Origin of the sequence: Nocardia flavorosea NBRC 108225, assembly GCF_001613385.1 — a bacterium.
Classification (GTDB): Bacteria; Actinomycetota; Actinomycetes; order Mycobacteriales; family Mycobacteriaceae; genus Nocardia; species Nocardia flavorosea.
In genome coordinates this window covers 26,357-51,184 of the sequence record NZ_BDCG01000018.1, presented here as the reverse complement: position 1 = coordinate 51,184, position 24,828 = coordinate 26,357, and the positions used below count along the sequence as shown (strand labels likewise).

The 24,828-nt window shown below is 68.0% G+C and carries 23 protein-coding genes and 1 pseudogene; 10 read left to right on the top strand and 14 right to left on the bottom strand.

Annotation, left to right across the window (positions count from 1 at the left end; genetic code table 11):
- Positions 1 to 48: 48 nt before the first annotated feature.
- Positions 49 to 918, top strand: a complete 870-nt coding sequence (locus NFL01S_RS24095; RefSeq protein WP_062978595.1) for a LysR family transcriptional regulator — start codon at positions 49 to 51, stop codon at positions 916 to 918.
- Between the two features lie 24 nt (positions 919 to 942).
- On the opposite strand, the gene NFL01S_RS24090 is transcribed toward NFL01S_RS24095, so the two are convergent.
- Positions 943 to 1,566: a class I SAM-dependent methyltransferase gene (locus tag NFL01S_RS24090; RefSeq protein ID WP_062978594.1), complete on the bottom strand. Its 624-nt coding sequence runs from the start codon at positions 1,564 to 1,566 to the stop codon at positions 943 to 945.
- A gap of 325 nt (positions 1,567 to 1,891) precedes the next feature.
- Positions 1,892 to 2,281, bottom strand: coding sequence for a MarR family winged helix-turn-helix transcriptional regulator (locus NFL01S_RS24085; RefSeq protein WP_062978593.1), 390 nt, complete (start codon positions 2,279 to 2,281; stop codon positions 1,892 to 1,894).
- 85 nt (positions 2,282 to 2,366) lie between these two features.
- On the opposite strand from NFL01S_RS24085, the gene NFL01S_RS24080 reads away from it, so the two are divergent.
- On the top strand, positions 2,367 to 3,812 hold the full coding sequence (locus NFL01S_RS24080) for an MFS transporter (protein WP_062978592.1): 1,446 nt from the start codon (positions 2,367 to 2,369) through the stop codon (positions 3,810 to 3,812).
- Between the two features lie 409 nt (positions 3,813 to 4,221).
- Here NFL01S_RS24080 and NFL01S_RS24075 read toward each other — a convergent pair whose 3' ends face one another.
- The gene (locus tag NFL01S_RS24075) at positions 4,222 to 5,130 is read right to left on the bottom strand and encodes a hydrogen peroxide-inducible genes activator (RefSeq protein WP_062978591.1); all 909 of its coding nucleotides are present in this window, start codon (positions 5,128 to 5,130) and stop codon (positions 4,222 to 4,224) included.
- 122 nt (positions 5,131 to 5,252) lie between these two features.
- On the opposite strand from NFL01S_RS24075, the gene NFL01S_RS24070 reads away from it, so the two are divergent.
- From NFL01S_RS24070 to NFL01S_RS24060, 3 genes are all read left to right on the top strand, one after another.
- The gene (locus NFL01S_RS24070) at positions 5,253 to 5,840 is read left to right on the top strand and encodes a peroxiredoxin (protein WP_062978590.1); all 588 of its coding nucleotides are present in this window, start codon (positions 5,253 to 5,255) and stop codon (positions 5,838 to 5,840) included.
- A gap of 16 nt (positions 5,841 to 5,856) precedes the next feature.
- Positions 5,857 to 6,396, top strand: a complete 540-nt coding sequence (gene ahpD, locus NFL01S_RS24065; protein ID WP_062978589.1) for an alkylhydroperoxidase, AhpD family — start codon at positions 5,857 to 5,859, stop codon at positions 6,394 to 6,396.
- Positions 6,397 to 6,852: 456 nt separating this feature from the next.
- Positions 6,853 to 8,055 (top strand): FAD-dependent oxidoreductase, encoded by a 1,203-nt coding sequence (locus NFL01S_RS24060; protein ID WP_174555717.1) that lies wholly within the window; start codon positions 6,853 to 6,855, stop codon positions 8,053 to 8,055.
- Positions 8,056 to 8,192: 137 nt separating this feature from the next.
- On the opposite strand, the gene NFL01S_RS36575 is transcribed toward NFL01S_RS24060, so the two are convergent.
- The 9 genes from NFL01S_RS36575 to NFL01S_RS24005 form a co-directional block, all read right to left on the bottom strand.
- Positions 8,193 to 8,330 (bottom strand): hypothetical protein, encoded by a 138-nt coding sequence (locus NFL01S_RS36575; RefSeq protein WP_210745260.1) that lies wholly within the window; start codon positions 8,328 to 8,330, stop codon positions 8,193 to 8,195.
- 134 nt (positions 8,331 to 8,464) lie between these two features.
- A complete protein-coding gene (locus NFL01S_RS36310; protein ID WP_174555716.1) occupies positions 8,465 to 8,902 on the bottom strand; it encodes a hypothetical protein in 438 nt (145 codons plus the stop codon).
- A 71-nt stretch (positions 8,903 to 8,973) separates the two neighbouring features.
- The gene (locus NFL01S_RS24045) at positions 8,974 to 10,179 is read right to left on the bottom strand and encodes a serine hydrolase domain-containing protein (RefSeq protein WP_245670852.1); all 1,206 of its coding nucleotides are present in this window, start codon (positions 10,177 to 10,179) and stop codon (positions 8,974 to 8,976) included.
- Positions 10,180 to 10,319: 140 nt separating this feature from the next.
- On the bottom strand, positions 10,320 to 12,650 hold the full coding sequence (locus tag NFL01S_RS24040; RefSeq protein WP_062978587.1) for a M28 family peptidase: 2,331 nt from the start codon (positions 12,648 to 12,650) through the stop codon (positions 10,320 to 10,322).
- A 37-nt stretch (positions 12,651 to 12,687) separates the two neighbouring features.
- Positions 12,688 to 12,975, bottom strand: coding sequence for a hypothetical protein (locus tag NFL01S_RS24035; RefSeq protein ID WP_245670851.1), 288 nt, complete (start codon positions 12,973 to 12,975; stop codon positions 12,688 to 12,690).
- Positions 12,972 to 14,522, bottom strand: coding sequence for a radical SAM protein (locus tag NFL01S_RS24030; RefSeq protein ID WP_062978586.1), 1,551 nt, complete (start codon positions 14,520 to 14,522; stop codon positions 12,972 to 12,974). The genes NFL01S_RS24035 and NFL01S_RS24030 overlap by 4 nt, the downstream gene beginning before the upstream one ends.
- An 8-nt stretch (positions 14,523 to 14,530) precedes the next feature.
- Entirely contained in the window at positions 14,531 to 14,899 is a 369-nt protein-coding gene (locus NFL01S_RS24025; protein ID WP_157116880.1) for a hypothetical protein, read from the bottom strand.
- Positions 14,896 to 15,651: a prolipoprotein diacylglyceryl transferase gene (locus NFL01S_RS24020; protein ID WP_062978584.1), complete on the bottom strand. Its 756-nt coding sequence runs from the start codon at positions 15,649 to 15,651 to the stop codon at positions 14,896 to 14,898. Before NFL01S_RS24020 ends, NFL01S_RS24025 begins: the two co-directional genes overlap by 4 nt.
- A gap of 811 nt (positions 15,652 to 16,462) precedes the next feature.
- Positions 16,463 to 17,668, bottom strand: coding sequence for an MFS transporter (locus NFL01S_RS24005; RefSeq protein WP_062978581.1), 1,206 nt, complete (start codon positions 17,666 to 17,668; stop codon positions 16,463 to 16,465).
- A gap of 98 nt (positions 17,669 to 17,766) precedes the next feature.
- Here NFL01S_RS24005 and NFL01S_RS24000 point away from each other — a divergent pair, with 98 nt between their 5' ends.
- Together NFL01S_RS24000 and NFL01S_RS34730 are read left to right on the top strand one after the other, a co-directional pair.
- A complete protein-coding gene (locus tag NFL01S_RS24000; RefSeq protein WP_062978580.1) occupies positions 17,767 to 18,705 on the top strand; it encodes a LysR family transcriptional regulator in 939 nt (312 codons plus the stop codon).
- A 315-nt stretch (positions 18,706 to 19,020) separates the two neighbouring features.
- Positions 19,021 to 19,536, top strand: a pseudogene (locus tag NFL01S_RS34730) (alpha/beta hydrolase); the annotation flags it as partial.
- Between the two features lie 337 nt (positions 19,537 to 19,873).
- On the opposite strand, the gene NFL01S_RS23995 reads toward NFL01S_RS34730, so the two are convergent.
- Complete coding sequence (locus NFL01S_RS23995; RefSeq protein WP_062978769.1) at positions 19,874 to 20,509, bottom strand: TetR/AcrR family transcriptional regulator; 636 nt, start codon at positions 20,507 to 20,509, stop codon at positions 19,874 to 19,876.
- A gap of 197 nt (positions 20,510 to 20,706) precedes the next feature.
- On the opposite strand from NFL01S_RS23995, the gene NFL01S_RS23990 reads away from it, so the two are divergent.
- From NFL01S_RS23990 to NFL01S_RS23980, 3 genes are all read left to right on the top strand, one after another.
- Positions 20,707 to 21,510 carry an SDR family NAD(P)-dependent oxidoreductase gene (locus tag NFL01S_RS23990; protein WP_062978579.1) on the top strand — a complete coding sequence of 268 codons (804 nt, stop codon included), beginning with the start codon at positions 20,707 to 20,709 and terminating at the stop codon, positions 21,508 to 21,510.
- 30 nt (positions 21,511 to 21,540) lie between these two features.
- Complete coding sequence (locus tag NFL01S_RS23985; protein ID WP_062978578.1) at positions 21,541 to 22,668, top strand: DUF5938 domain-containing protein; 1,128 nt, start codon at positions 21,541 to 21,543, stop codon at positions 22,666 to 22,668.
- Positions 22,669 to 22,734: 66 nt separating this feature from the next.
- Positions 22,735 to 24,276 carry an acyl-CoA synthetase gene (locus NFL01S_RS23980; protein ID WP_062978577.1) on the top strand — a complete coding sequence of 514 codons (1,542 nt, stop codon included), beginning with the start codon at positions 22,735 to 22,737 and terminating at the stop codon, positions 24,274 to 24,276.
- Between the two features lie 63 nt (positions 24,277 to 24,339).
- Here the strand turns inward: NFL01S_RS23980 and NFL01S_RS35695 are convergent, their stop codons facing one another.
- Complete coding sequence (locus NFL01S_RS35695; protein ID WP_157116878.1) at positions 24,340 to 24,618, bottom strand: hypothetical protein; 279 nt, start codon at positions 24,616 to 24,618, stop codon at positions 24,340 to 24,342.
- Positions 24,619 to 24,828 lie beyond the last annotated feature (210 nt).

The following is a 24,828-nucleotide window of genomic DNA, read 5'->3' as shown; positions in this document are numbered from 1 at the left end:
GTCCAACACATGTTTGTCACCACAACAATCATGATTCACGATGGTTCCATGGAACTGCAGCAGATGCGCTACATCGTGGCGGTGGCGGAGACGAAGAATTTCACCCGGGCAGCCCGGCAATGCCTGGTGGTGCAGTCGGCACTGAGTCACCAGATCGCGCGACTCGAACGGGAACTGGGCGCGAAACTGTTCGAACGCACCAGTCGCCGCGTCGAACTCACCCCGGCCGGCGCGGCGTTCCTCCCCGCGGCCCGGCAAGCCCTGGAAGCCGCCGATCGGGCACGCGCGGAGGTCACCGCGGTATCCGGTGAGATCCGCGGCCGGCTCGCCATCGGCGCGATCCCCAGTGTCGGCGCCGTCGATCTGCTGGGGACACTGCAGGATTTCCGCACCCGCCACCCCCGGGTACAGATCAGTCTGCAGGTGGGGATGAGCGACCACCTCGTCGACGATGTCCGCCAGGGCCGGCTGGATATCGCGTTCCTCGGCCTTCCGGACGGTACCGAACCGCGTGGTGTCACAGCGCGCGCACTCGCCCGCGGCGAATTGGTCGCCGTGGTCCACCCCACCCACCCGCTGGCCGGGGAACGCGATGTCGGCACAGAGCGGTTCAGCACGGAACTGTTCGTGGATTTCCCCGCCGGTTCTCCCGGGCGGGCACAGACGGAGCAGGCCTTCACCGCCGCCGGGGTGCACCGTGAAGTGGCGTTCGAAGTGGTCGCAGTGGACTATTTCGTCGAATTGATCCGGCGCAATCTGTGTATCGGCCTGCTGCCCGAGTCCATCGTGGCGGCCTTTCCCGATCTGCGGACCGCCACCCTGCGGAATCCGCCGCGCCGGGTCGAGTACGTGGTGTGGGGCCCGCGAAAACCCGGTCCGGCTGCCGCGGCCTACCTTTCGGCGCTCGAAACGTCGTAGATTTCCGAACGTGGAGGTCTCGCGCTAGTGCGACAGTACGGCCACCAGGAAATCGGATTCGGCGGTGAACGGGCGCAGATCCCAGGTCGAGAGCAGCAGGTCTTCGTGGAAGCCCTGCTCGGCGGCGTCGGCACGGAACTGCGCGAAATCGTAATCGCGGCCCGCGCCGAAGCCGACCACCAGGCGGCCGCCGGGGGCCAGATGCCGCGCGAAACCGGCGAGCACGGCCGGGCGGGTGGCCGGCGCCAGGAACGTCACCACATTGCCCGCACAGACGATCACCTCGAAATCGGCGGGGACACCGCGCGCCGGGAGGTCGAGTTCGGCGAGATCACCGACGAGCCAGTCCGGACCGGGATAGTCGGCTTCGGCGGCGGCGATCAGCACCGGATCCACATCCACACCCACCACCGTATGCCCGGCATTGTGCAGGAATCCGCCCAGCCGGCCGGGACCGCATCCTGCATCGAGTACCCGGCCCCCGCGGCCGAGCATCGCGTCGATCAGCCGTGCCTCTCCGAAAATATCCTGGCCTTCGGCGGCCAGGTCGCGGAATCGCTGCACGTACCACTGCGAATGCTGCGGGTCGGCGGCAACGAGCTCCTCCCATTTGCTCGGAACGCGCCCTTCCGGGGTGTGGGCGTTCATCGGATTTCCTCCTCGGCTCGGACTCGGCGGTAGACACCGTCACCACACGGTACGGCGGCCGGGCACCCCGGTCGGCCGCGGCGTCCGGTGGCGCACAGCGCGATGTCGGATCGGGGCACCGTATCCGACGGGGCCGCCACGTGTTGCGTTCGCAATTGCGGTTGGTGCCGTAGCCGTGCTTCCATTGCGGCGCACCGCCCCACCTCCGGCATCGTGTCGGGTCGAACTCGGAGTTTCGCGCCCACCGTGGTGGATGGTGTCGTCGGCACCGGCATTCGGCCGGTGTTCGCCGGATCCGGCGCTGCCGGGCCCGGCTCCGGCACCGTCAGCCCAGGTGTTTACGCAGCACTTCCAGATGAGTCGGCTTGGCGTCGTCGAGCCGCGTCCGGCCCGCCGGGGTGAGTTTCAGGAAGTTGGCGCGCCGGTCGAAATCACAGGCCGCGCGTTCCAGCAGGCCTGCCTTCTCGAGCCGCGTCACGGTCCGCGAGAGGGCGCTCTGGCTGAGGTACATCTCCGCTTCGATGTCCTTCATCTTGACCTTTTCGGTCTTCTCCGCGCCGCAGCGTCCGCCGAGGACCTGCAGGAGTTCGAACTCGCTGAGCCCGAGCTGATGCCGTGCCTGTAGCGCGTTCTCCAGCTCGCAGGACGTGCCGTGGTAGAGGCGGAGCGTCTCGGACCACTTCGCGCAGACATCTTTGTCGGTGTCGTGGTACATGACCCGAGATTATCATGTCAAGTCATTATATGCTCCAACATTACATGCGTTGACATTTAATGTCCTCGCATCTAAGTTTGCCGTCGTGACCCTGACTGCAACCTCGCCGCAGAACCTCACCCCGGCAGAGACATCCCCCGCGTCCACCCCCGGCCGCTGGAGCCCCCATCTGTGGGCGATCCTGCTGGTCGCCGGCCTCGCCATGTTCCTCGATGCCCTCGACGTCTCCATGGTCGGCGTGGCGCTCCCCTCCATCGGCCAGGAACTGGGCCTCGACACCTCCGCACTGCAGTGGATCGTGAACGGCTACATCCTGGGTTACGGCGGCCTACTGCTCCTCGGCGGTCGCGCCGCCGATCTCCTCGGCCGCCGGCAGGTCTTCCTGACCGCCCTGGTCGTCTTCGGTATCGCCTCACTGGTGGGCGGGCTCGTGGACGAAGGCTGGCTACTGATCGCCACCCGGATCGTCAAGGGTGTCGCCGCCGCGTTCACCGCCCCGGCCGCGCTGTCGATCATCACCACCACGTTCAAGGAAGGCCCCGACCGCAACCGCGCACTGTCGATCTTCGCGATCTTCGGCGCCACCGGATACGCCTCCGGACTCATCGTCTCCGGTCTGCTCACCGGTATCGACTGGCGGCTGACCTTCTATCTGCCCGTCGTCGTGGTCGCGGGAGTCGTGCTCGCCGCCTACCTCGTGGTGCCGCGCAATACCGAAAAGGAAGAGGGCCGGATCGATTTCGCCGGCGCCGCACTACTCACCGGTGGCACGCTCGCCGCGATCTACACCATCGTCACGGCCCCGGAGACCGGTTTCACCGCCACTGTCATCGCGACCACCGTCCTGGCGGTCGGCCTGCTGGGCAGCTTCTTCGTGGTCGAGAACCGCGTCGGTCACCCACTGGTGCGCCTGAGCATCTTCAAGGTGAAGTCGATCGTGCGCGCGAACCTGGCCGCCCTGGCGATCTTCGGCTCCTACCTCAGCTTCCAGACCATCGTCTCGCTGTACCTGCAGAACACACTGCACTGGGAACCGCTGCAGATGGCACTCGCCATGGCTCCGACCGGCATCATCGTGGCCGTTCTCTCGCCGCTCGCGGGCAAGCTCATCGACCGCTTCGGCACCACCCCGATGATCCTGGCCGCACTCTCCTCCTTCGTGGCCGGCTATGCCTGGTTCCTGACCCGCGGCGGTAACCCCGAGCCGGTCTACGCCCTCGACTACCTGCCCGCGTTCCTGCTGCTGGGACTCGGTTTCGCACTGGGTTTCTCGGCCGTGATGGTGCAGGCCACCGAAGGTATCGCCGACCACGAACAGGGCCTGGCCTCCGGCCTGGTACAGACCTCGTTCCAGATCGGCGGCGCGGTGGTACTGGCCATCGCGACCGGTCTGATCAGCGGTGCCACCGGCAACGGTATCGCCGGGTACCGGCCCGGCCTGTACCTGGTCACCGCGGTCGCCGTGGCCGGCCTGGTGGCGTCGATCGCGGCAGTTCTGAACCGTAAGCCAGTGGCCGCCGCACTCGCCTGAGCGAGGCGTCGCCACCACCTGTGATCCGTTTTCGCCGCCCGGATCACCGCCCGGCCCGCAACCCCGCTCGGGGTTGCGGGCCGGGGCATCGGCAGACCCACAGCCGCGCGTCCCACCCCGCAGGATTCGCCGCAGGGTCGGTCGGCGTCGATATCGACCACCGCGCCCGCTGCGGAACAGGCCCGGCGGAGTCGAACATCACCACAGTCCCGCCGATGAGCCCCCATCCACAAGCGGCCGGGACAACGATCGGAAATATCCCCGGCGAGCGGAAACGAGCTCGCCGCCACCAGCTTCGGTGGACAACCGGTCATACGGGCGCGGACACGAAGACCGCTCCGGGCACCGGACTCGCGGGCCATCGGACCGTCCGCGGCCCAGCTCCCTGCCCGGGCGTCGCCGGTCGTTTTCAGATCGGCTGCTGAGTGCGAATGACTTCGGCAAGGTAGGCGTAATCGTCGGCGCGGGCGGTGGACGCGCGGTACACCAAGCCGAGTGTGCGACCGGGGGCGGGCGCCGCGAACCGCACGATATCCAGGGCGCCGCGGCCGGTTTCGGCCGCTACCGCCATCTCCGGGATCAGGGTCACCCCGAGCCCGCCCGCCACGCATTGCACCACCGTCGACAGCGATGCCGCCCGGGTATCCCCCGCCGCACCCGGGCGGATCTCCGCAGAACGGCACAGTTCCAGGGTCTGGGCGCGTAGGCAGTGGCCCTCGTCGAGGAGCAGGATCGGCAGGGCGTCCAGCGCCGCCGGGGCGAGATCGGTGCGACCCGCCAGCTCGTGACCCGCCGGCACCACCACGACGAAGTCCTCCGTGTACAGCGGTATCTCCACCACGCCGGGGACATCGGCGGGGAGGGCGAGCACCGCGACGTCCAGACTGCCGGTGCGCAGCTCGTCGAGGAGGCGCGCCGTTCTGTCCTCGACGATCCGTGGTGTCAGCGCAGGCAGGCGGCGACGCAGGGTCGGCAGCAATGCGGGCAGAAGATACGGTGCGACCGTCGGAATGATGCCCATCCGCAGGACACCGCCGAGCGTATCGCCGTTCGCGGCGGACAGGAATCGGTCGGCGGCATCCAGTGTGGCGATGGCCTGCGGGAGCAGCCGCCGGCCGGCCTCGGTCACCAGGACCCGGCGGGTACTGCGCTCGATCAGCTGCAATCCGAGACCGTTTTCCAGCGCGGCCAGCGCCTGCGAAAGCGTGGGTTGGCTCACATCGAGGCTCGTGGCGGCCGCACCGAAATGCCGATGTTCGGCGACGGCGACGAAGGCACGCAGCTGCGACAGGGTTGGCTGATAAGACTGATCGGGCATTCCTATCAGTGTAGTGCGACCTATCACTTTTGCCTTTTGCGGGTTCATTGGCAAGATCGACACAGAATGCTCACCCGCCGGCGAGATCCGCCCGGCCACTCGATACGACAAGGAGTTCGACAATGCCCCTGTTGACCATCGGCGACCAGTTCCCCGCCTACGACCTCACCGCGGTGATCGGCGGTGACCTGTCGAAGGTCAACGCGCAGCAGCCCGACGACTATTTCACCCGGGTCACCAGCGCCGACTACGCCGGCAAGTGGCGGATCGTCTTCTTCTGGCCGAAGGATTTCACCTTCGTCTGCCCCACCGAGATCGCCGCCTTCGGCAAGCTGAACGACGAGTTCGCCGATCGCGACGCCCAGGTGCTCGGCGCCTCGGTGGACAACGAGTTCGTGCATTTCCAGTGGCGGGCCCAGCACGAGGACCTGAAGACCCTGCCGTTCCCGATGCTGTCGGACCTCAAGCGTGAACTCGCCGCCGCGACCGGTGTGCTCAACGCCGACGGTGTGGCCGACCGCGCCACCTTCATCGTCGACCCGAACAACGAGATCCAGTTCGTGTCGGTGACCGCCGGTTCCGTGGGCCGCAATGTCGACGAGGTGCTGCGGGTGCTGGACGCGCTGCAGTCCGACGAACTGTGCGCCTGCAACTGGAAGAAGGGCGATCCCACCATCGACGCCGGCGAACTGCTGTCGGCGAGCGTCTGAGAGACGAGGTAACACAGTGAGCGTCGACACTCTGAAGAACTCGCTGCCCGAGTACGCCAAGGATCTGAAGCTCAACCTGTCCTCGCTTGCGCGTACCACCGTGCTCAACGAGCAGCAGCTGTGGGGCACCCTGCTCGCCACCGCGGCCGCCACCCGTTCGGCCACCACGCTGCGCGAGATCGCGGAGGAAGCGGCCGACACCCTGTCCGCGGAGGCCTACAACGCCGCTTTGGGTGCCGCCTCGATCATGGGTATGAACAATGTGTTCTACCGAGGCAAGGGCTTCCTGGACGGGAAGTACGACGATCTGCGGGCCGGGCTACGGATGCAGATCATCGGTTCGCCCGGCGTGGACAAGAACGATTTCGAACTCTGGTCGTTCGCGGTGTCCTCGATCAACGGCTGCCAGCACTGCCTGGAAGCCCACGAGCACACCCTGCGCGAGGCCGGTGTCTCGCGCGAGGTGATCTTCGAGGCCCTGCGGGCGGCGGCCATCGTGGCCGGCGTGGGCCAGGCCGTGGAGGCGAGCGAGGCGCTGGCCGGCGCCACCGTCTGATCTGCCGCTCTCACAGCGATTTCGTGCCTCAGCCCTGTGGGGGCCGCCGAATTCGGCGGCCCCCACAGGGCTTTTCAACAGGTACATCAGCACGGCGCACAACGAGACGGTCATCGATCCCCGGCCGTGCACATCGAGCCCGGCCTCTCTCGCCGACAGCTACGACACCAGCTTGCGCAGGTGCCTGCACACGCGGCACCACCTCGGCGTCGGACAGCCGCCCCGGCTCTTTCCGAGCAGCACCACACCCCTTGTTTTCGGCACTACTCACGGAAGCCGGTAGGCCGCCCACCGCGGCGCCGGTTTCGCCCCGCTCCCAGCCCGGACTTGCGGCAACCATAGAGCGAGAAACCCCGCCGCTCGTCAACCTTGGGTTGACGAACAGCAGATCGTCAACCTAAGGTTGACGGCGACCGGCGTAATCGGCACCGGCGGAGAACCGATACGGGAGTGGTAGTGGCAGCCATCCAAGCACCGGATGCGGCGGATACGAAGAAAAAGCGGGCCCTCGTGGTGGGCGCCGGTATCGCCGGACTCGCCGCGGCCTTGCGGTTGCACCCGCAAGGCTGGGAGGTCGTGGTGGTCGAGCGCGCACCGGGCCGGCGCAGCAGCGGGTACCTGGTGAACCTGCACGGCCCCGGATACGACGCGGCCGAGCGACTCGGGCTGATACCGGCCCTGGCGCCGCACGATATCGGCTACTTCACCTCGATCATGGTCCACGCCGACGGTCGCGAGAAGTTCCGGTTACCGGCCGCCGTCGCCGAGGCCGCCGTCGGAACCCGCGCACTCGGCGTCTTCCGCGGAGACCTGGAATCGGCGCTGTACGACGCGGTGGCCGGACACGCCGATATCCGGTTCGGCGCCACCGTGCACGCGGTGACCCAGAACGCGGACGAGATCGACGCCACTCTCGGCGACGGCAGCCGTATCCGGGCCGATCTGCTCATCGGCGCCGACGGCGTGCACTCCCGGATCCGCGAACTGGCGTTCGGCCCCGAAACGGAATACCTGGTGGACCTGGGCCATATGGTGGGCGCCTTCCCACTCGAAACGGTCCCCGCGCATGTACCGGAAGGGGCCGGAACCACATTCATCGGCCCAGGCCGCACCGCCGCGGTGATGAACCTCGGCCCCCAGCGTTCCTCGACGTTCTTCACCTATCGCTGCGCCGATACCCGAGCCGAACTCGATCAGGGCCCCGCCGCCGCGCTCACCCGGTCGTTCGGAGATCTCGGCGGCGGCGTCACCGAAGCGCTGCACCGGCTCGAGACCGACCCGGCCGGCGCCTATTTCGATTCCGTCGGCCAGGTGGTCATGGACCGCTGGAGCGACGGCCGCATCGTCCTGCTGGGCGACGCCGCCTGGTGCGTGACCGTTTTCGCCGGCTACGGCGCGGCCCTCGCCCTCGACGGCGCCGACCGCCTCGGCTCGGCCCTCGGCGAGCACGGCGCAGATATCCCCGGTGCGCTCGCCGCCTGGGAGTCGTCGTTGCGACCGGAAGTCGGTAAACGGCAAGCGCTGGCACGCAAAGGAATAGGTAGGTTCGCGCCGTCGACTCGTGCCCAGGTCTGGGCCGGTGAGCTCTTGCTGCGCGCGATCGGGCTACCGGGTATCCGCGGCCTGGTCCAGCGCTCGATCCGGCGCGCGAACAACTAGACCGTCCGTTCGGATCATCCAGTGGGCCGACGGAAGCTGAATCGGTGGACACTCGCAGCCAGAGGCCGGCGATGGCCCACAGTCGAAGACGGTCGTGACCCCCTTCCAATTGCCGTACTTCCCGGGCATTCTCGGCTTCAGGCCGTGATGGGTGCCGCGAGCCGGTCCGCGGCGGTGCGGGGTGCGCGGCCGAGGAGTTCGGCCAGCAGCGGGCCGGTGTGGGCGAAGTAGCCCGCGCGAGCTGCCCGATACCAGGTGAGCATGAGTCTGGTCATCCGCTCCGGCACACCGGTCGCGATGTGGTCGGCGATCCACCGTTCGTCGTCCAGGACGATGTGCCCGATGGTGCGACCGGTGAGACCCGAGGCGATCTCGGTGAGATCGTCGAAGGTAACGGCGGTGGGCGCGGTCAGGGCGACAGGACCATCGAAGGCGCGGTCGCCGGCGAGGACGGACGATCCGCCGGGCGCCGGCCGGTGAGCTGTTCGCCGTCATCGACCGCGCCCGGACCCTCGACGACGTCGGCGAGCGGATCACGTACTACCTCACTGCGATCCGTGACCTTCAGTACCGCCGACCCGCCTTCAACGACGTCCTGTTGCAGACCTATCCGCACTCGCAGCAGCTCATGGAGATCTGCCGAGCCGGAAGCGAGGCCAACGACGAGCTCATCGCAGCGGCGCGGAGCTCCGGTGCGTTGCGGCCGGGGTTCACGGCCGGCGCCCTCCACGCGCTCGTCGTCGACACCGCCCTCGCTCTCGAGCACGGCACGCGGCCTCTCCGAGACGACTACGATCGCCGCACCGGATACCTCCTGGACGGGATCCGGGGGCGCTCCGACGGACACTGAAAGCGCCTGTGCCCGGGCGGCCCGCGTCGCTCTCCGAGCCGTAGCCACGCCGGCCTGGTCGGCGCGCGCTACGCCGCCGGGCACAGTGCGGCCCGGTAGAACTCCGCGAGCGCGGCGTCGGCCGGATGCGGCTGCGGTTTCCCCGTGGCGTCCGGCCGGTTGGCACGCACCAGGTTCACCGCGACCGACATCTGGCGCTGCCCGTCGGCCGAGTGCAGCGACATCATCGAGGCACCGAAAACCGAACCGTCGTGGCCCCACAGTGTGCCGCATCCCGGCAGTTGCACCTTGTGCAAGCCGAGCCCGTACTCGATCTGCTGCCCGTCCAGTGCAATCACCGGAACCGTCTGCCGCATCTGCTCCAGCGCCTCCGGGCCCACGATCGCACCGCCGAACAGCGTGCGGTAGAAGGTGTTCACATCGGCCATGGTCGAGACCAGACCGGCGCCGGGGCCGAGCCAGGAGTTGTCGTAGATGCTGTAGTCCCGCGGGGGGTCGACGATGCCGTACAGCGCCTCGTACATCCGCGAGTGCGGTTCCGCGAGTTCGGGCCGGTCGGGGAAGTACGTATGCTCGAGCCCTACCCGTGCGATGACCTGTTCGGTGACGTACTGCTCGAACGGCGTACCGGTCGTGTGCCGCACCAATTCGCCCAGGATGCGGTAGGCGGTGTTGGAGTACACGCCCGGGAGCGCGCCCGGCGCACCGGCGGGCGCGTTCACGCCCAGAGCGATCAACTCCGCCGTATCCCACTTCCGGAACCGGTTGTCGTCGAGGCTTTGCGCCGAAATCTCACCGCCGGTGAACAATCCCGCAAGCGAAGGAAACGCGTACGGCAGATAGTCGGGCAGCCCGCTGGTGTGGTTGAGCAGCATCCGCACCGTGATCTTGCGGCCGCGCTCCCCCGGCACCACATCCGGCAGATAGTCGCCGATCGGCGCGTCGAGGTCGATTCGGCCTGCCTCGACCTGCTGTATGACCGCCACCGCGGTGAAGGTTTTGGTGACGCTGCCTATGCGGTGCCGCATATCCGGGGTGACGGGGCTACCGGTGGCCAGGTCGGCGACCCCGGCGGCCTGGCTCCACACCTGATCGCCGGCGCGCACCTCCGCGAAAACTCCCGGTATCCCCGCGCGCTCGATCGCTGCCAGCGCGGCGCGCAAACGCCCGGTGTCCAACGCGTCCACGGGCCCGGAGGTGGCCGACGACGCCATGGTGCAGGCGCTGATACTCAGCGCGGCGGTGAGCATGATGGCTATATATCGGATCTTCACGTCGTCGTCCTCTCGAAGCAGCTCGAACGCAACAACCTTCGCGCCGGCCGAGGGGCCGGCGCGTCTGCCGGGAGGCTTCTCCGGGTACGAAAGCAGTCGTAGAAGGACGGGGCCCCGCTACGCCGGCCGTCGTAGGCGACTCATAGCTCGTATGTGCGCACGACTACCATCACGTCGCCGTCCGGCCGGATCGAGGCGATCGTATCCGCCGGTCGTGGCCGGAATCCGGGTGCTTCGGCGAGACCGTGACTTTCGTCGAACGCCGTGATATGTACCCGGTCCGCGCCGGGGGTGCGCACCGTGAAATCGACTCCCTCCGGTGGTAGGTCGCGGAAGCGGATCTCCCCCGGAAGACCGTCCGGACGTGTCCCCGTGACGGAGACGGTGACCGGTGCGGCACCGGGAACCGTTGCGGTGGCCAGATCGATCGGCCGATCGAAGCGCAGGATCACCGACGATGCCGCGCGTGGTGATGTCACGTGCATCGTCACGGTATCGCCGTCGCGCCCGCGCGGCTCGACCCGCGGTGCTTGCGCGTCGGCCGGGTCCGCCGGCCCCGTCCACAGCGGCTCGTGCGCGTATCCGGCCGGGAGACCGGAGGTATCGCGGTCGGTCACGTATCGGCCGGTCCAGTCGGTGGGATACCGTTCGGCGCTCACCCAGTGCGCCCGCCCGGTTTCGGCGTCGAGGACGTAGGCGAGATGGCTGCGCTGCGGATGTGCCGGATCGGCGGCATCGGCGACGAGACCCGCACCCACCGCGGCGATTCCGAGTACCGCCACGGTCGCGGGTACCGCCCAGGCCTTGGTCCGGGGCAGCGCCCAGGGTTTCCCCGTGAACGCCTCGGGTTCGGGCAGCAGCAGCTCGACCGCGGGCAGCAGCATGAGACCGAACAGCGCCAGGCAGGCGGCGCCTGCTCCGGCGTACACCATCCCGACCGCATCGAAGACTCCGCGTGCGACAACCGGCAGGTACACGGCCGACATGACAAGCCCGCCCGCCAGCGTCACCGCGGACCACCCGGCCCAGCGCACCGGCATCATCGCCAGCAGCGCACCGAGCGCGGCGAACCCGGCCGGCAGGGTGAACAGGAAGGCTGCGCCCGGCGCCGCCGCCGCGCACACCGCTCCCAGCCCCGCCGGCCAGGCGAGTGCCCCGATCGCCAGCGCGGCCGGACCCAGCCGCCCCCGCAACAGCAGATACCAGGCGAGCAGCGCGGTGGCAGCCAGTGCGGCGAGCGCGGCCTCGTAGAAATCCGGCCGGTACAGCAGGCCGTTCATCATGTGGTATCCCGGTCGCAGCGCCACCAGCAGCCACCACAGCGCCTGTCCCAGCCCGATCACCACACCCAGCGGCAGCACCACCGAAACCGCCGCCAGCATCATCCGCGGCGTACTGGCCAGCTCCCGGCGCCGCGCCACGACGGCCAGCCCCGTCACCAGGGCCGCGGCCAGCCCTGCCAACGGCCAGACCAGCGCGTTCGGATAGTGAAGAGAGAACGGGCCGATCCTGAAATAGGTGGCGTCCCGGTCGGTGTTCAGGTCCGGCAGGTCGGCGGCGCCGAGTGCCCGGGTCATGGCCAGCATGTTCTCGCCGTGGTGCTGCAGACTACGCGGATCGAGGTTGGCGAGCGTATCGCCGGCCGTGTGATAGAACGCGGGCTGTTCGATATAGGCGAAGTTCAACCCGGTGAATCCGGCTTCCCGGAACTCGGTGAAATCCGTATCGTTCGGCAACTTCCGGTAGATCTCGACCATCGACGAATCGCCCCGCGGGTCCGGCACGGTCTCGGCGAACAGGGCCGACAGTTCCGCATTGCCGCGTGAGGTTTCGAACATCAGCGACGGCCCGCTCACCCCGCGGGCCTCCCAGTTGAGCACCACCCCACCCGCGTGACCCAGCGGATGCTCGCGGACGAACGCCTCCGCACCCAGCAGCCCGTCCTCCTCGCCGTCGGTGAACAGCAGTACGAGGTCGTTGCGGGTCCCGCCCTGCGCAGCGATCAGCCGCCCCACCTCCAGCATCGCCGCGACCGCGGCCCCGTCGTCGGATGCCCCGGGGCCGGTGGCGGCGGAGTCGAAATGGGCGGCGACCACCACGGTCCCGGTCGGGTCGCGGCCCGGGAGAGTCGCGATCACATTGTCGACCCGGCCGAAGGCGGCCAGCCCCGGCGCCGTACTGGCCCCGACCGCGTGCTGGATCTCCACCTCGAACCCGGCGGCGCGCATCTGCCCGGCGAGGTAATCCTGCGCCTGATCGCTTGCCGGGCTCCCCAGCGGCCGCGGTTCGGTCGCGAATCGTTCCAGGTGCGCACGTCCCCGTTCGGCGCTGAACTGCCCGGTTTCCGCGGCGGGTACCGGCTCCCGGCGGTTTCCTTCCGCCCAGATCGCGAGCACGGCCACCCCCGCCACAATCAGCAGCACCACCACACCGAGCACCCGCCGGGGCGTATCGATCAGTTTTCGGATCACTACCCGACATTAGAAGCTGCTGCGGCCGCCCGGCACTTCACCACAGCACGGCGCCGACTCCGATACCGGCCAGCACCGCCAGATAGCACAGCACCAGGCGGGTATCCCGTAACCAGCAGCGACTGCGCCGCAGCCCACGCCGCCGGGCCCGCCAGTATCCGGCGAACGCCAGGCCGGCGAAACCCGCCAGCGCCACCGGACCGAGGAGCCAGGTCAGCAGTGCCACCGTCGCGTAGATGCACAGGTTCAGCGGATCGGGCGGTTGCCGATGCCCGATCGCCTCCGCGTAGTACACACCGGAGTGGGCCGCATCGTCACCGTTCACGGCACAGTCACCGGAAGCAACGTCCGACCGGCCGGTGCCGCCGCGGGCAGCCGCTGGCGGGACAGCGCCGGCCACGCCTGCACCGCGCAGAACGGCGCGCACTGGTCGGCATCGGCGCGGGTGCCCACGTGCACACAACACTGGGTGAGCCGTTCCTCGATCATCGTCGACATATCCATGAACGGTTTGACAGTGATCCGTACGACCCGCTCCCCCAGCAATTGCCGTAGCCGCGCCCGCCGGCCGGGCAACGCCGAGGACGCCAGCGTGAGCAGGGTGTTCATTCCCAGGTCGCAGTTCTCGCAGATATTCCGCCAGACGGTGCCGATATCCGGGTGTGACAGCGATGATTGTTCCGAGAGCAAACCGAGCAGCGATTCGCGTACCGCGAGCCGCATCTCCTTCGGCAGTTCCCGGTCGGCGATCCGGTTCGCCACCAAACCGAGCCGCTCCTTGAGCCGGTCGTGCCCGATCAGGCTCACCAGGGAGCGCCATTGTCCACCGTCGTCGCGCAGTAGGTATCCCACCGAGCAGCAGTGCGGATGGGAACAGGGCAGCGCGGTGAGATCGTGCCAGGCCACCAGCCCGCCGGTCTGCGGGCCGAGTCGCGCCAGCACTCCGGTGTGGGTGAGCCGTCGCATCGGGTCGATGCTGCCGGACCGCCCGGACCCGAACTGCGGCTGGATCGACACCCCACCGACGAACGGCGTGTCCAGGGCTGTGCGCACCACCGCTCCGATCTCGTCGTCGTTCACTCCGAGCGCCGCCGTCATGACCAGGGTGGTGAATATTCCGTTCGACGAGAGGCGCTGCAACGCTTCGTCTTTCAGCGCCCGCAAATCGCCGCCGCGATGGTGTTTCGACGCTTCCGCGGTGACACCGTCGAACTGGAGATACACCTCCACCCGTTCCCGATACCGCGCCAGCAACTCCGTCAGTTCCGGATCGCGTGCGATACGAACGCCGTTCGTGTTGAGCAGGATCCGGGTCACCGGTCGCGCGACGAGTTCCGCCAGTAGCCGTGCGAGTTCCGGGTACAGTGTCGGCTCGCCGCCGCTGAGCATCAACACATCCAGTGTGCCGTTCTCCCGTGCCAGCCGCTGGTCCACGTTTGCCAGAACATCCTCGACCGGCACCACTCCCCGCAGGTCGGGCGACGATTCGGCGAAGCAGGTGGGACATCGCAGGTTACAGCTGTCCAGGAGGTCGGTCAGCAGGATGCACGTGTGCTGGGTCTGCATTTCGGGCAGTCCGCGCAGATATGCCGCCGGTACGGGATCGAAGTTCCCGGCGACGTCCGGCAGATGCGCCTTCGTGGGCGCGGTCCATTCCTCGAGGTAGGTCAGGATTTCGGGGTTCTCGTCGTAGAGCGTGCGCACCATTCCGTGCGACGGGCACCCGCGTTCGAGGTACACCTGCCCGTCCCGTGCGGCAAGCCACCCGGAAAGCCGGGCCACGTCCGTGAGCGGGCGCTCCGGGTCCTCCTCGTGACAGTGTGGGCAGAAGGCGTTCACATATCGCAGGATCCGATCGCCGCGCAGCGGCATCCCCGCCGTCACCTGCTCGCTCCGGCGGCAGCGAGGTTGTAGAGATCCGGGTTCACTCCGGTGCAGAAGCCGACCGTGCATATCGTCACCAGCGCCCAGCCGATCATCATCCCCATCCCGAACCCCTTCTCCCCCGTCGATCCCCCGCGGATCAACAGCGCACCCCCGCCGAATGCCACCAGTATTCCCAGGACCGTCGCCATTCCGATGATGACGGGATAGCCCCGGTCCCCCTGCGTGCCGGCGAACAGGAACGCGGCGAAGCCGTACACCGCATTACCGACGATGAATACGAAAGCCCCGGCCATTGCCCAGCCCGTCATCTCGAGCCCCGAACCCCGTGGTGACCGGTTGCCCGGTGGTGGTGGATTGTTCACAACGCAACCTTTCGCCGAAGAACACCGTCGTAATGACCGCGCCGGTATCCGATACCCAACCGCACTGCGACGAGCATCAGCCCCGGCAGCAGAAACCATTGCGGCCGAGTGAGGTCCAGCCACACCGTCTCGTTCGCCCGGGTGAACTCCACCAGGAACCGGAACACCGCGTACGCGCTCACATACAGCGTGAACAGTTCCCCCGGAGCGGTGATCCGATCCCGCGCCCACCGCAACCACAGGAAAGCTGCCAGCTGGAACACGATTTCGTACACGAAACTCGGATGCATCGCCGAACCGCTCGCACAGCCCGGGCAGGCCGGGACGGTCCCCGGTGCGTGCACACCCCACGGCAGGCCCGTCACCCGCCCGGGTGCCTCGGTGAGATGACATCCGATCCGGCCGACCGCCATTCCCAGCGCCACCGCCGGCGCGAACAGGTCCCCGGTGCGTTCCCGATAGCCGATGATCCGTTTCGCCACCAGCACACCGAGGTAGGCTCCGAGCAGCCCACCGAGCACACTGCGGGCCCCGAACATCCAGCTCTCGTACGGGTCGAGGGTTTCGGCCAGGCTCGACAAACGCATTCCGATCGCCCCGCCCACCAGCGCACCGGTTACGGCGACCAGAGATTCTTCCCGTAACGCGTTGCGCCGCCGGCATTCCAGTACGAAGACGACCGCCGCCACCGCCACACCCAGCGCGACGAAGAAGCCGTGCGTGGGAATTCCGAAGAGCAGGTGCGGCACCATGAGGCGAGCCTATCCGCGGGGAGCGCCCCGAGGATGAGTGAAACTACTTGTCGATCGCAGGTACCGACCTGCTCGGCAGCGCTGTTCAGCTCCGCAGAACGGCGGCGGGGCGCTGTCTACGCACCGGTATATCGCCGAACACACCGCCGGCCCCGAATACCCGTTCGGCGAACCGTTCGCCTATCAGGTGGTGCGTCGCGGCATCCGGGTGGAGCCGGTCGGGTAGCGGGTTCTCGCGGTAGTCGGTTTCGCCGTACAGTTCGCGCCCGTCGAGGTAGAACAGATTCGGATCCAGTACCGCCCGCTGGGTGACGATGCGGGACAGCTCGTCGCGGATACTGGTGAGCGTCAGCTTCCCTTTCGCCTGGTCGGCCGGCTTGCCGATATCGTCGCCGGAACCGCCATCGGGCCGGGATCACCATATTCGCGTCTACAGACTCGCCAGATGAGCCCGGTCCGATGGACCCGGCAGTACGTGCTGCGGTGCTGCTGGTTGTTATGCCTCGCCGGAACGGTGACAGCGGTGGCCGTCACCGTGGTGAACAGCGGAAGTACAGCCGTGGCCTTTGTATTCCCCTCCTGCATCGTCGTGCTGCTGACGTATCCGTGGCTGTCCCTCCTGGAGCCGGACGCCTGGCACGTCGCCACCTTCTGTGGATCGCCGCGGCACTGCTGCTCTCCGGTACGGTCTGGTTCCCGGCGTGGTGGGCGGTCGCGTAGCAGTCCCCGCGCTCGTCGCCGTTCTCTTCGGCTGTGCCTTCGCACTACGAGCGGCGATACGGCGGGCCGGGCAGCCGTTCGAGGTCCGGGACTACCTCGAGCCCGGCGACGAGCCGTAGCGGGCGCCGCCGGAGACCGTGGCCAGCGCGGACGCCGCCACCACCGCGGACGCCCCCCACAGCAGCACCGTCAGCCCGGCACCGTCGAGGATCACCCCGCCCGCGAACGACCCCAGCGCGATACTTCCGGTGAAAGCACCTACGTACAGGCCGGTGACGGCTTCCCGCCGGTCCGGCGCGGCCTGAACGGCCCAGATCTGGCTGCACACCGAGACACCTCCGTAGGACAGTCCCCACAACACCAGTACCGCGGCGGCGCTCAGTGGTCCGGTTCCGAGCAGGAGCAGTGCCGGCAATGCGACGGCGATCCCGGCCGCCAGGACCAGCAGCGTCGCACGGACTCGTCGCGTGGCCGCCGCGCCCGCCGCGAAATTCGCGACGATCCCGCAGAGCCCGTAGAGCAGGAGCAGCAACGAGATACCGACTCCGTGGACACCCGACAACTCCTCCAACGCGGGCCGCACATACGTATAGGCCGCGAAATGCGCGGTGACGAGCAGAGTTACCGCCACCAGCCCCCTCCGCACCGCCGGAATCGCCAGTAGCGAACCGGCCTTCGCGTCGCCGGCTGCCTCCGGTTGTGCGGGCAGCGCCGGCAGGAGTACAGCCAGCCCCGCGGCAAGTGCGAGAGCCGCCAGCGCGAGCGCCCCGAAAGCACTACGCCATCCCGCGATATCGCCCAGCACGGTCCCGATGGGCACGCCCAATACGGAAGCGACCGCGACACCGCTCACCACCATCGACACCGCAAGACCCGCACGGCGTTCACTCACCAGCCGCGTGACCAGCGCGACCGCCAGCGCCCACACCGTCGCCATGGCCAGCCCGACCACCACCCGGCCGAGAGCGAGAACCGCGAACCCCTGAGCGGCCGCGGTGATCAGATTGCCCGCGGCGAGCAGCACCGCGGCCGCCACCAGGACACGGCGCCGGTCGAGGCTGCCGATCGTCCGCGCGACGAAGGGCGCGGCCACCGCGGCAACGACACCCGTGACAGCCAGGCTGAACCCCGCGGTTCCCGCGGAGATACCCAGCCCCGCCGATATCGGCGTGAGAATGCCGACCGGCAACATCTCCGCCGTCACGACGAGAAAAGTGGACAACGCCAAGACGGCGATCGCCGCCCAGCGTTCGGCGGGTTCGGCCGCGGGCGCCCGCGATTCACTCACAATGGACATGAATCCAGTCAATGTCGCGCCGGATCGCGGAACAACAGTGATCAGCTCATTGTTCGATCAGCTGAACTGATCGATCGCGGCGACCGGGAGGAGCGGGCGTGCCGGACCTACCCGTCCGTGAGCTGGAATGTCTGCTGGTACTGGCCGAGGAACTGCATTTCGGCCGGACGGCTGAGCGGCTGCGGGTGTCGCAGAGCCGGGTGAGTCAGCTCGTCGCCGCACTGGAACGCACCATCGGCACACAACTCGTGCACCGCACCAGCCGCCGGGTTGCACTCACCGATTTCGGCGCCGATTTCGTGGAGCGCGTGCGGCCCGTGTACACGGAGCTGACCGATCTCGTCGGTGGTGCGCGGCGGGAAGCCCGGCAGGAACTCCCCGGCCCGATCCGCGTCGGCTTCCAGGGCATCGCCTACGAGACCGTCACCTGGACGCTCACCCGATTCGCCCGTGACAACCCCGATGTGACCTTGTCATTGCAGGAAATACCGCTGGGCGATCCTTTCGGTGCCGTGTTGTCCGGCCGGGTCGATGCCGCCGTAGCACTGCTACCGGTGCGGGAGCCGGAGCTCTCGGTCGGTTACGTGTTCCCGCCCGCACCCCGGATGCTGGCCGTCGGGCACAGCCATCCCCTGGCATCCGTCGAGCGCATCGATGCGGAAACCTTGGCGTCGGTGGACCTCGTATCGATCGACGGCCCCGCCCCGGAATACTGGCGCGACGTGCATTTCCCGCGCTTCACCCCGCTCGGCAGGTCCATCACCGCGACGGTCCGGGTGGCGACACTCCAAGAAGGTATGACCCTCGCCGCCACCGGCCGCTACGCGATGCTGACCTGCCGCCCGGTAGCGGAGCGCAATCAGCGCGCCGACCTGCGCTTCGTGCACGTCACTGGTTTCGACGAGGAGTCGCGGATGGCACTGATCTGGCGCTCCGCCCACCGCCGGCCGCATCTGACGAAGCTGGCGGCGTTACTCGGTGAACTCCCCGGCGCGGCACCACTACGGGCCGCCCCCGGCCGGGCTACCGTCGCTTAGCCGCACCGGCCGAGCGGGCCGCACTTTTGCCGAATATCGCGCTTGCGTTCCCTCGTACCGAACCGGAGGCCGTGGCAGCACGAATCCCCTTCCGATGTCGATCCGGCCGGTGGACACCGCCACCGCCCGGCGTCGTCCGGAAAGTGACCGCACGAGGCATACGAAAGGCCCCGACTTCGACAACGCGATCCCTACGCACCACCGCAGTGCGGTGCGCCCTCACCGCCGCCTGCCTGATCGGCACCGGGAGCGCCGCGACAGCGGACCCCGCGGCGGCCGTGGTCTCGGTGCGGCAGGTGAACGACCGGCAGCGGCTGGGACGTGCAAACCGGCGCCGTGGACTTCCTCCGCGGGAAGGACATCGATGTCGTCACCCCGTTCGGTGGCGCCGGCTCCTACTACACCGACTGGATCCGCGACGACGCCGCCCTGGGTCGCCACAAATGGCAGACCTTCCTCAACGAAGAACTACCACCGGTGATCGAGGAATTCCTGGGCGCCGACGGAAACCGGGCGCTGGCCGGCGTATCGATGAGCGGCACCTCGGTCTTGAACCTGGCCATCGCCAAACCAGGCTTCTGGAAAAGCGTTGCCTCCTACAGCGGTTGCGCGCAGACATCGGACCCGATCGGGCAGGAGTTCGTCCGGATCACCGTCGAGAACTGGGGTGGCGGGCAGAGCGTCGAAAACATGTGGGGCCCACGCAACGGCCCACTGTGGCGCGCCAACGATCCTTTGGTGAACGCCGACCGGCTGCGCGGCACCCACTCCTGGGGCTACTGGGAGGACGACCTGCACCACTCCTGGCCTTTCTTGGCCGAATCGCTGGGGCCCCGGCCTGAGGATCCTGTCCGGATTCGGCGCTGGATTCGCACTCGTCCCGGCCGGCTCCATCGGCGCTGTCGCCCGGTGCGCCGACCGGCCCGACCGCAGTCCGGTCGGGCCCGGCACCCAGGCGGGGCACCGATGACTTCTGTCCGGTACGCCGGCACGGCGCGGCACGCTGGAGCGGGCGACGGGTTCCCCGGTACTGCGACGGAATCGATCCCGGACAAGTCGCCCGGCGCGCCGCGTGATCGGCTGATCGCTATCGAGCCCGCCGGCGATCGTACTCGCGAGCGCCTGGCCGAAACCGGCCGTATCGGACCGAAGTGGGTCCGCGCGGGTGTCAGCGCTGGGCCACGATCCGGTCGAACAGCCCGGGCAGTTCCTCGGCGAGCTGCGCGACCGCGTCCGGCATCCCGGACAGGGTGTACAGCAGGGCACGTTGGAAAATGCCGTCCATCAGGACATATGCCGCTGCCGAGGATAGCGACGGCGCCGTGTCGGCGAGTTCGGCGTATCGGCTCACCACCCGCCAGATCATGGCTTCGCGGCGTTCGTCGATCTCGAGGACATCGCTGCGGAAGGTCTCGTCGAACAGGCTCTGGTTGCGCAGGTCGTACCAGAGCCGGTGCAGCGGCGCGTCCGCGTCGAGCGTGGCGAAGAACATCGTGGTGAATTCGTCGCGTAGCTGAGCGGGCGTTTCCGCGCGGGCGACGACCTCGTCGTAGCGGGTGACGCAGACGGCTTCGTACTGACGCACCGCTTCGGTGACGAGGTCGCGTTTGTCCGCGAAGTAGTAGTGCAGAACGCCGTGCGAGAATTCCGAATTCTGGGCGATCTCCCGCAAACTCGTGCGGGCGTAGCCCAGATCGGCGAGGGTGTGCAGCGTCGCGATGGCGAGCTCGGTTCGCCGCGCGTCGAACTTGTCGACCTGGCGGCGCGCTATTCGCTCGCGTTTCTTCTCGACGACTTCGGTCACCCTGTTCGTCCCGTCGGCTCGGTGCAGTCCGCGGCTGCGGTATTCCGGCAGCAGTCTATCGTGCACCATTTCGAGCGATCTTGACAACTGTCAAAGAAAATCTTGACGACTGTCCAAACGCTGTTAGTGTGTGACCCACGCCGCACACTCGGCCTTGCGAGTCCGGCGATTCAGCGCTCTCGAAGAGGAGATTCCGAATGACGAGTTATGACTTGACGGGCCGAAAAGCACTGGTCACAGGGGGTGCGCGTGGGCTGGGCGCCGGTATGGCCGAGGCCTTGGCGGCCGCGGGCGCGGCAGTAGCGATCGGCGATGTACTCACCGATGCCGGCAAGGAGACCGTGGAGTCCCTGCGGAGCTCGGGCGCCACCGCCGAGTTCGTCGAATTGGATGTCACCGACGACGCGAGCTGGACCGCGGCCGTTCCGGGGATCGTCGACGCGCTGGGCGGGCTGGACCTGGTGGTGAACAACGCCGGTGTCGAGATCACCAGCCTGCTCGCCGATCTCGACCCGGCGGGCCTGCGCACCATGCTCGACGTGAACGTGCTCGGCACCGCACTCGGCCTCAAACACGCCTTCCGGGCCATGCGCCCCGGCGGCCCGGCCGGCAACGGCGGCGCCGTGGTCAATATCGCCTCGGTCGCCGCGACCATCGCGTTCCCCGGTATCGCGGGCTATTCGGCCACCAAATCCGCCATCGACCGGCTCACCCGCGTCGCCGCCGCCGAATCGGGCAAGCTCGGCTACGGCGTCCGCGTCAACTGCGTCTATCCCGGGCTCACACCCACCGTGATGGGCACCCAGCTCGCCGTCGACTGCGCCGAAATCGGCCTGTTCCCCTCACCGGAGGCAGCCGTGCAGGCCGTCACCGAACTGACTCCCCAGGGACGCCTCGGCCAGGTCGACGATATGGCCGACGCCGTGGTGTTCCTGGCTTCCGACGCCGCCAAATTCATCACCGGCGCGGGCCTGCCGGTCGATGGCGGCATGGGCATGTGAGCACTCTCCCCTCTGACGGAAGGAAATCCCGTGGCAACTGACAAACAGGTGGTCGTCTACGGCGCATCCGGCTACACCGGCCGGCTGATCTGTGAATACCTGCGCGAGTACAACATTCCGTTCCTGGCGGCCGGTCGCGACCGCGCCCGTGTGCAGGAGGCCGTCGCCGCGGTCCCCGGAATCGACACCGTCGAGCACGAGGTGGCCGAGGTCGAACACGATACGGCCGCGCTGACCGAAGCGTTCCGCGGCGCGAAGGTCGTGCTGAACACCGTGGGGCCTTTCGCGCGGTACGGGCACGAAGTCGTGCAGGCCTGCCTGGAAATCGGCGCGCACTACACCGATACCAACGGCGAACAGAACTGGATGCTCGACGTCCAGGCACAGTACGGCGCCGAATTCGCCGCCCGGGACCTCGTACTCACTCCCGGCCTGGCACAGATGTACACCATCGGCGAGATCGCGGCCAATATCTGCCTGGAGACACCGGGACTGGACACCCTCGATATCGAGGTCTTCTGGAAGGGGCACCCGACGGTCGCGTCCACCAATACGATCCTGACCAACGCGGCCTTCGCCGCGGCGTATTACCTGGAACAGAACGAATACGTGGAATGGCCGGCCGACGGAGGACTCTACGAACTCGTCGTACCGGGTCAGCACGAGCTCGGCCTGGCCCTGCCGTGGGGCGGCACCTCGCATCCGGTGTGGTTCCGCAACGATCCGCGGGTGGCGAACGTACGGGCACTCGGCGGGGTGTTCAACCGTCCCCTGATGCAGGCCGTACCGCAGATCGTGGCGGGAGCCCTGGCACAGATGGAGGGGTGCACGACGGAGGAGAAATACCGGATCATCGACGAACAGTCGGCACTGGTCCGCAGCGAGATGCCGCCACGGGAGAACCCCCGCATCAACACCTCACTGGATTCGGTATACGCCTCCGGCCCACTGGGCCGCGCGCACTGCGTGATCCACGGCAACTGCAACTACAAGCAGACAGCGCTGCTGAACGCGCACGCCGCATCGCATCTGCTGCAGGACCGCCCCCGCAAGACCGGATTCGCCTCCAGCTGTCAGGCATTCGGGCACCGGGAACTACTCGGGACGCTGCGCGCGTTCGGTCTCGTCCTCGAACCGAAACTCGAAGTCCACCACTGATCCACCGGGCCGGCCGCTACCCGCGGCCGGCCCGTTTCCCCACTCCCACAGCGAGGTACCGATATCGTGCGGCTGGCAGACTATCTGGACAAGGGCGTCTCCCTGGGCGGCGACGCGCCCTGTTTGACCATGAACGGTGCGACCCTCACCTACGCCGAGGTGCAGTACTCGTCCCGGCGGATCGCCGCCGCGCTCCGCGCATCCGGTATCGGCCGCGGCGACCGGGTCGCCGTCCTCTCCGGTAACGACCCCTCGGCACTGACCTGCGTTTTCGGCATTTCCCGCATCGGCGCCGTGTGGTGCCCGGTCAATCCCCGCAACGAAGCGGACGAGAACCGCCAGCTGCTCGACCTGTTCGGCTGCCGCTGCCTCCTGTTCCAGCAACAGTTCGCTCCGCTGGTGGCCGCCATCCGCGACGCGCTACCCGAGCTGACAACCCTCGTCTGCCTCGACGGCACGGTAGACGGCGCGCTTACCTTCGCCGAATGGATCGCGGCCGCTCCCGAGGGCCCCTTGGAGGAGGTCGTGCCCGGCGGTGACGAAGTGTGCATGCTGGCCGGAACGGGCGGCACCACCGGAAAACCCAAGGGCGTCCGGCTCACCGGCACCAATATGGCCACCTCCACCGCCTCGGCACTGATGAGCTACCCGTTCGGCGACCGCCCCCGCTACCTGGCGCTCGCCCCGCTCACCCATTCCGCCGGAGTACTCACCTTCCCGATCCTGTCGCTCGGCGGGGAGGTCGTGATCATGCCCGCTCCCGACCTCGGCGCGTTCCTCCGCTTGATCGAGCGCCACCGCATCACCCACGCATTCCTCCCCCCGACGGTGATCTACGGCCTGCTCGATCATCCCGCCCTCGATACGACGAACCTGGAGTCCCTGCGCTGCCTCTGGTACGGGGCCGCGCCCATGTCACCGACCCGCCTGGAGGAGGCGCTGCACCGCATCGGCCCGGTGCTCGGACAGCTGTTCGGCCAGACCGAGGCGCCGAATATGATCTCCACCCTCGCCCCCGCCGACCATTTCCGCGCGGACGGGTCGATCGCCACCGAACGCCTCACCAGCGCCGGCCGGCCCACTCCCCTGACCCAGGTCGCGGTGATGAACGAGGCCGGTGAACTGCTGGCCCGCGGGGAACGCGGCGAGGTCGTGGTGCGGGGCCCGCTGGTAATGGCCGGCTATCACAACGATCCAGACGCTACTGCGGCCGTGAGCAGGTTCGGCTGGCACCACACCGGCGATATCGGGTACCTGGACGAGGACAATTACCTCTATATCGTCGACCGGGCCAAGGACATGATCATCACCGGTGGTTTCAATGTGTATTCGGCGGAGGTCGAACAAGCGTTGACGGCGCATCCCGCGGTCCAGGACAGCGCGGTCCTCGGGCTCCCCGACGAGAAGTGGGGCGAACGGGTCACGGCCGTGATCCAGCTGCGCACTGGGCAAGCGGTCACGAGCGCTGAGCTGACCGAATTCGTGAGAAGGCGACTCGGCAGTGTGAAAGCGCCCAAGCAGCTGGAGATCTGGCCGGATCTGCCGCGTTCGAAGATCGGCAAGGTCCTCAAACCGGAGATCCGGAAGGCGCTGACGAACCCCAGGTGAGCTCGTCCGGTATCCCGGTCGTGCGGCCTCGAACCGGACCGGCGCCCTCGGCACCACCCCACTTCACAGCCTTGTCGCCTCCACGTATCGGACCGCTTCGAGGTACCGGGCGCAACCATGAGGGGCGTGGACGGCCATCTCCTGATGCGCGTGCGCGTAGCCGCGGATCTGGCCCATGCTCCGGCAGTGTGACGCCGGATGGTCGTCCGGTAACGCCCGTAACCCCTCGGTGATCCGTTCCAGCAGTGCACGATTGTGTCGGCGGCCGGTAGGCCAGTAGCGCAGCGGCGCGGCCCGGTACTTCGGATGGCGCGCGGGTAGCGGCGGCGGGGTCTCGCCCATGGGGTCACCTCACGGGTTTCTGGGGCTGTTGCTGGGGCCACCCGCAAACCCGGTGACGTGGTCGGAAATGGGCCCGGGTGACCGACTCGACGCTATGGCCAGAACCTGCGCCGCCGCTACGATGTTGCGAAATGTTGCGACAATCCACGATCCGCCCGGCTCTTCGATGTGCCGCAACCAAACCTCCTTCCATATCTCGACGGCCCCTCG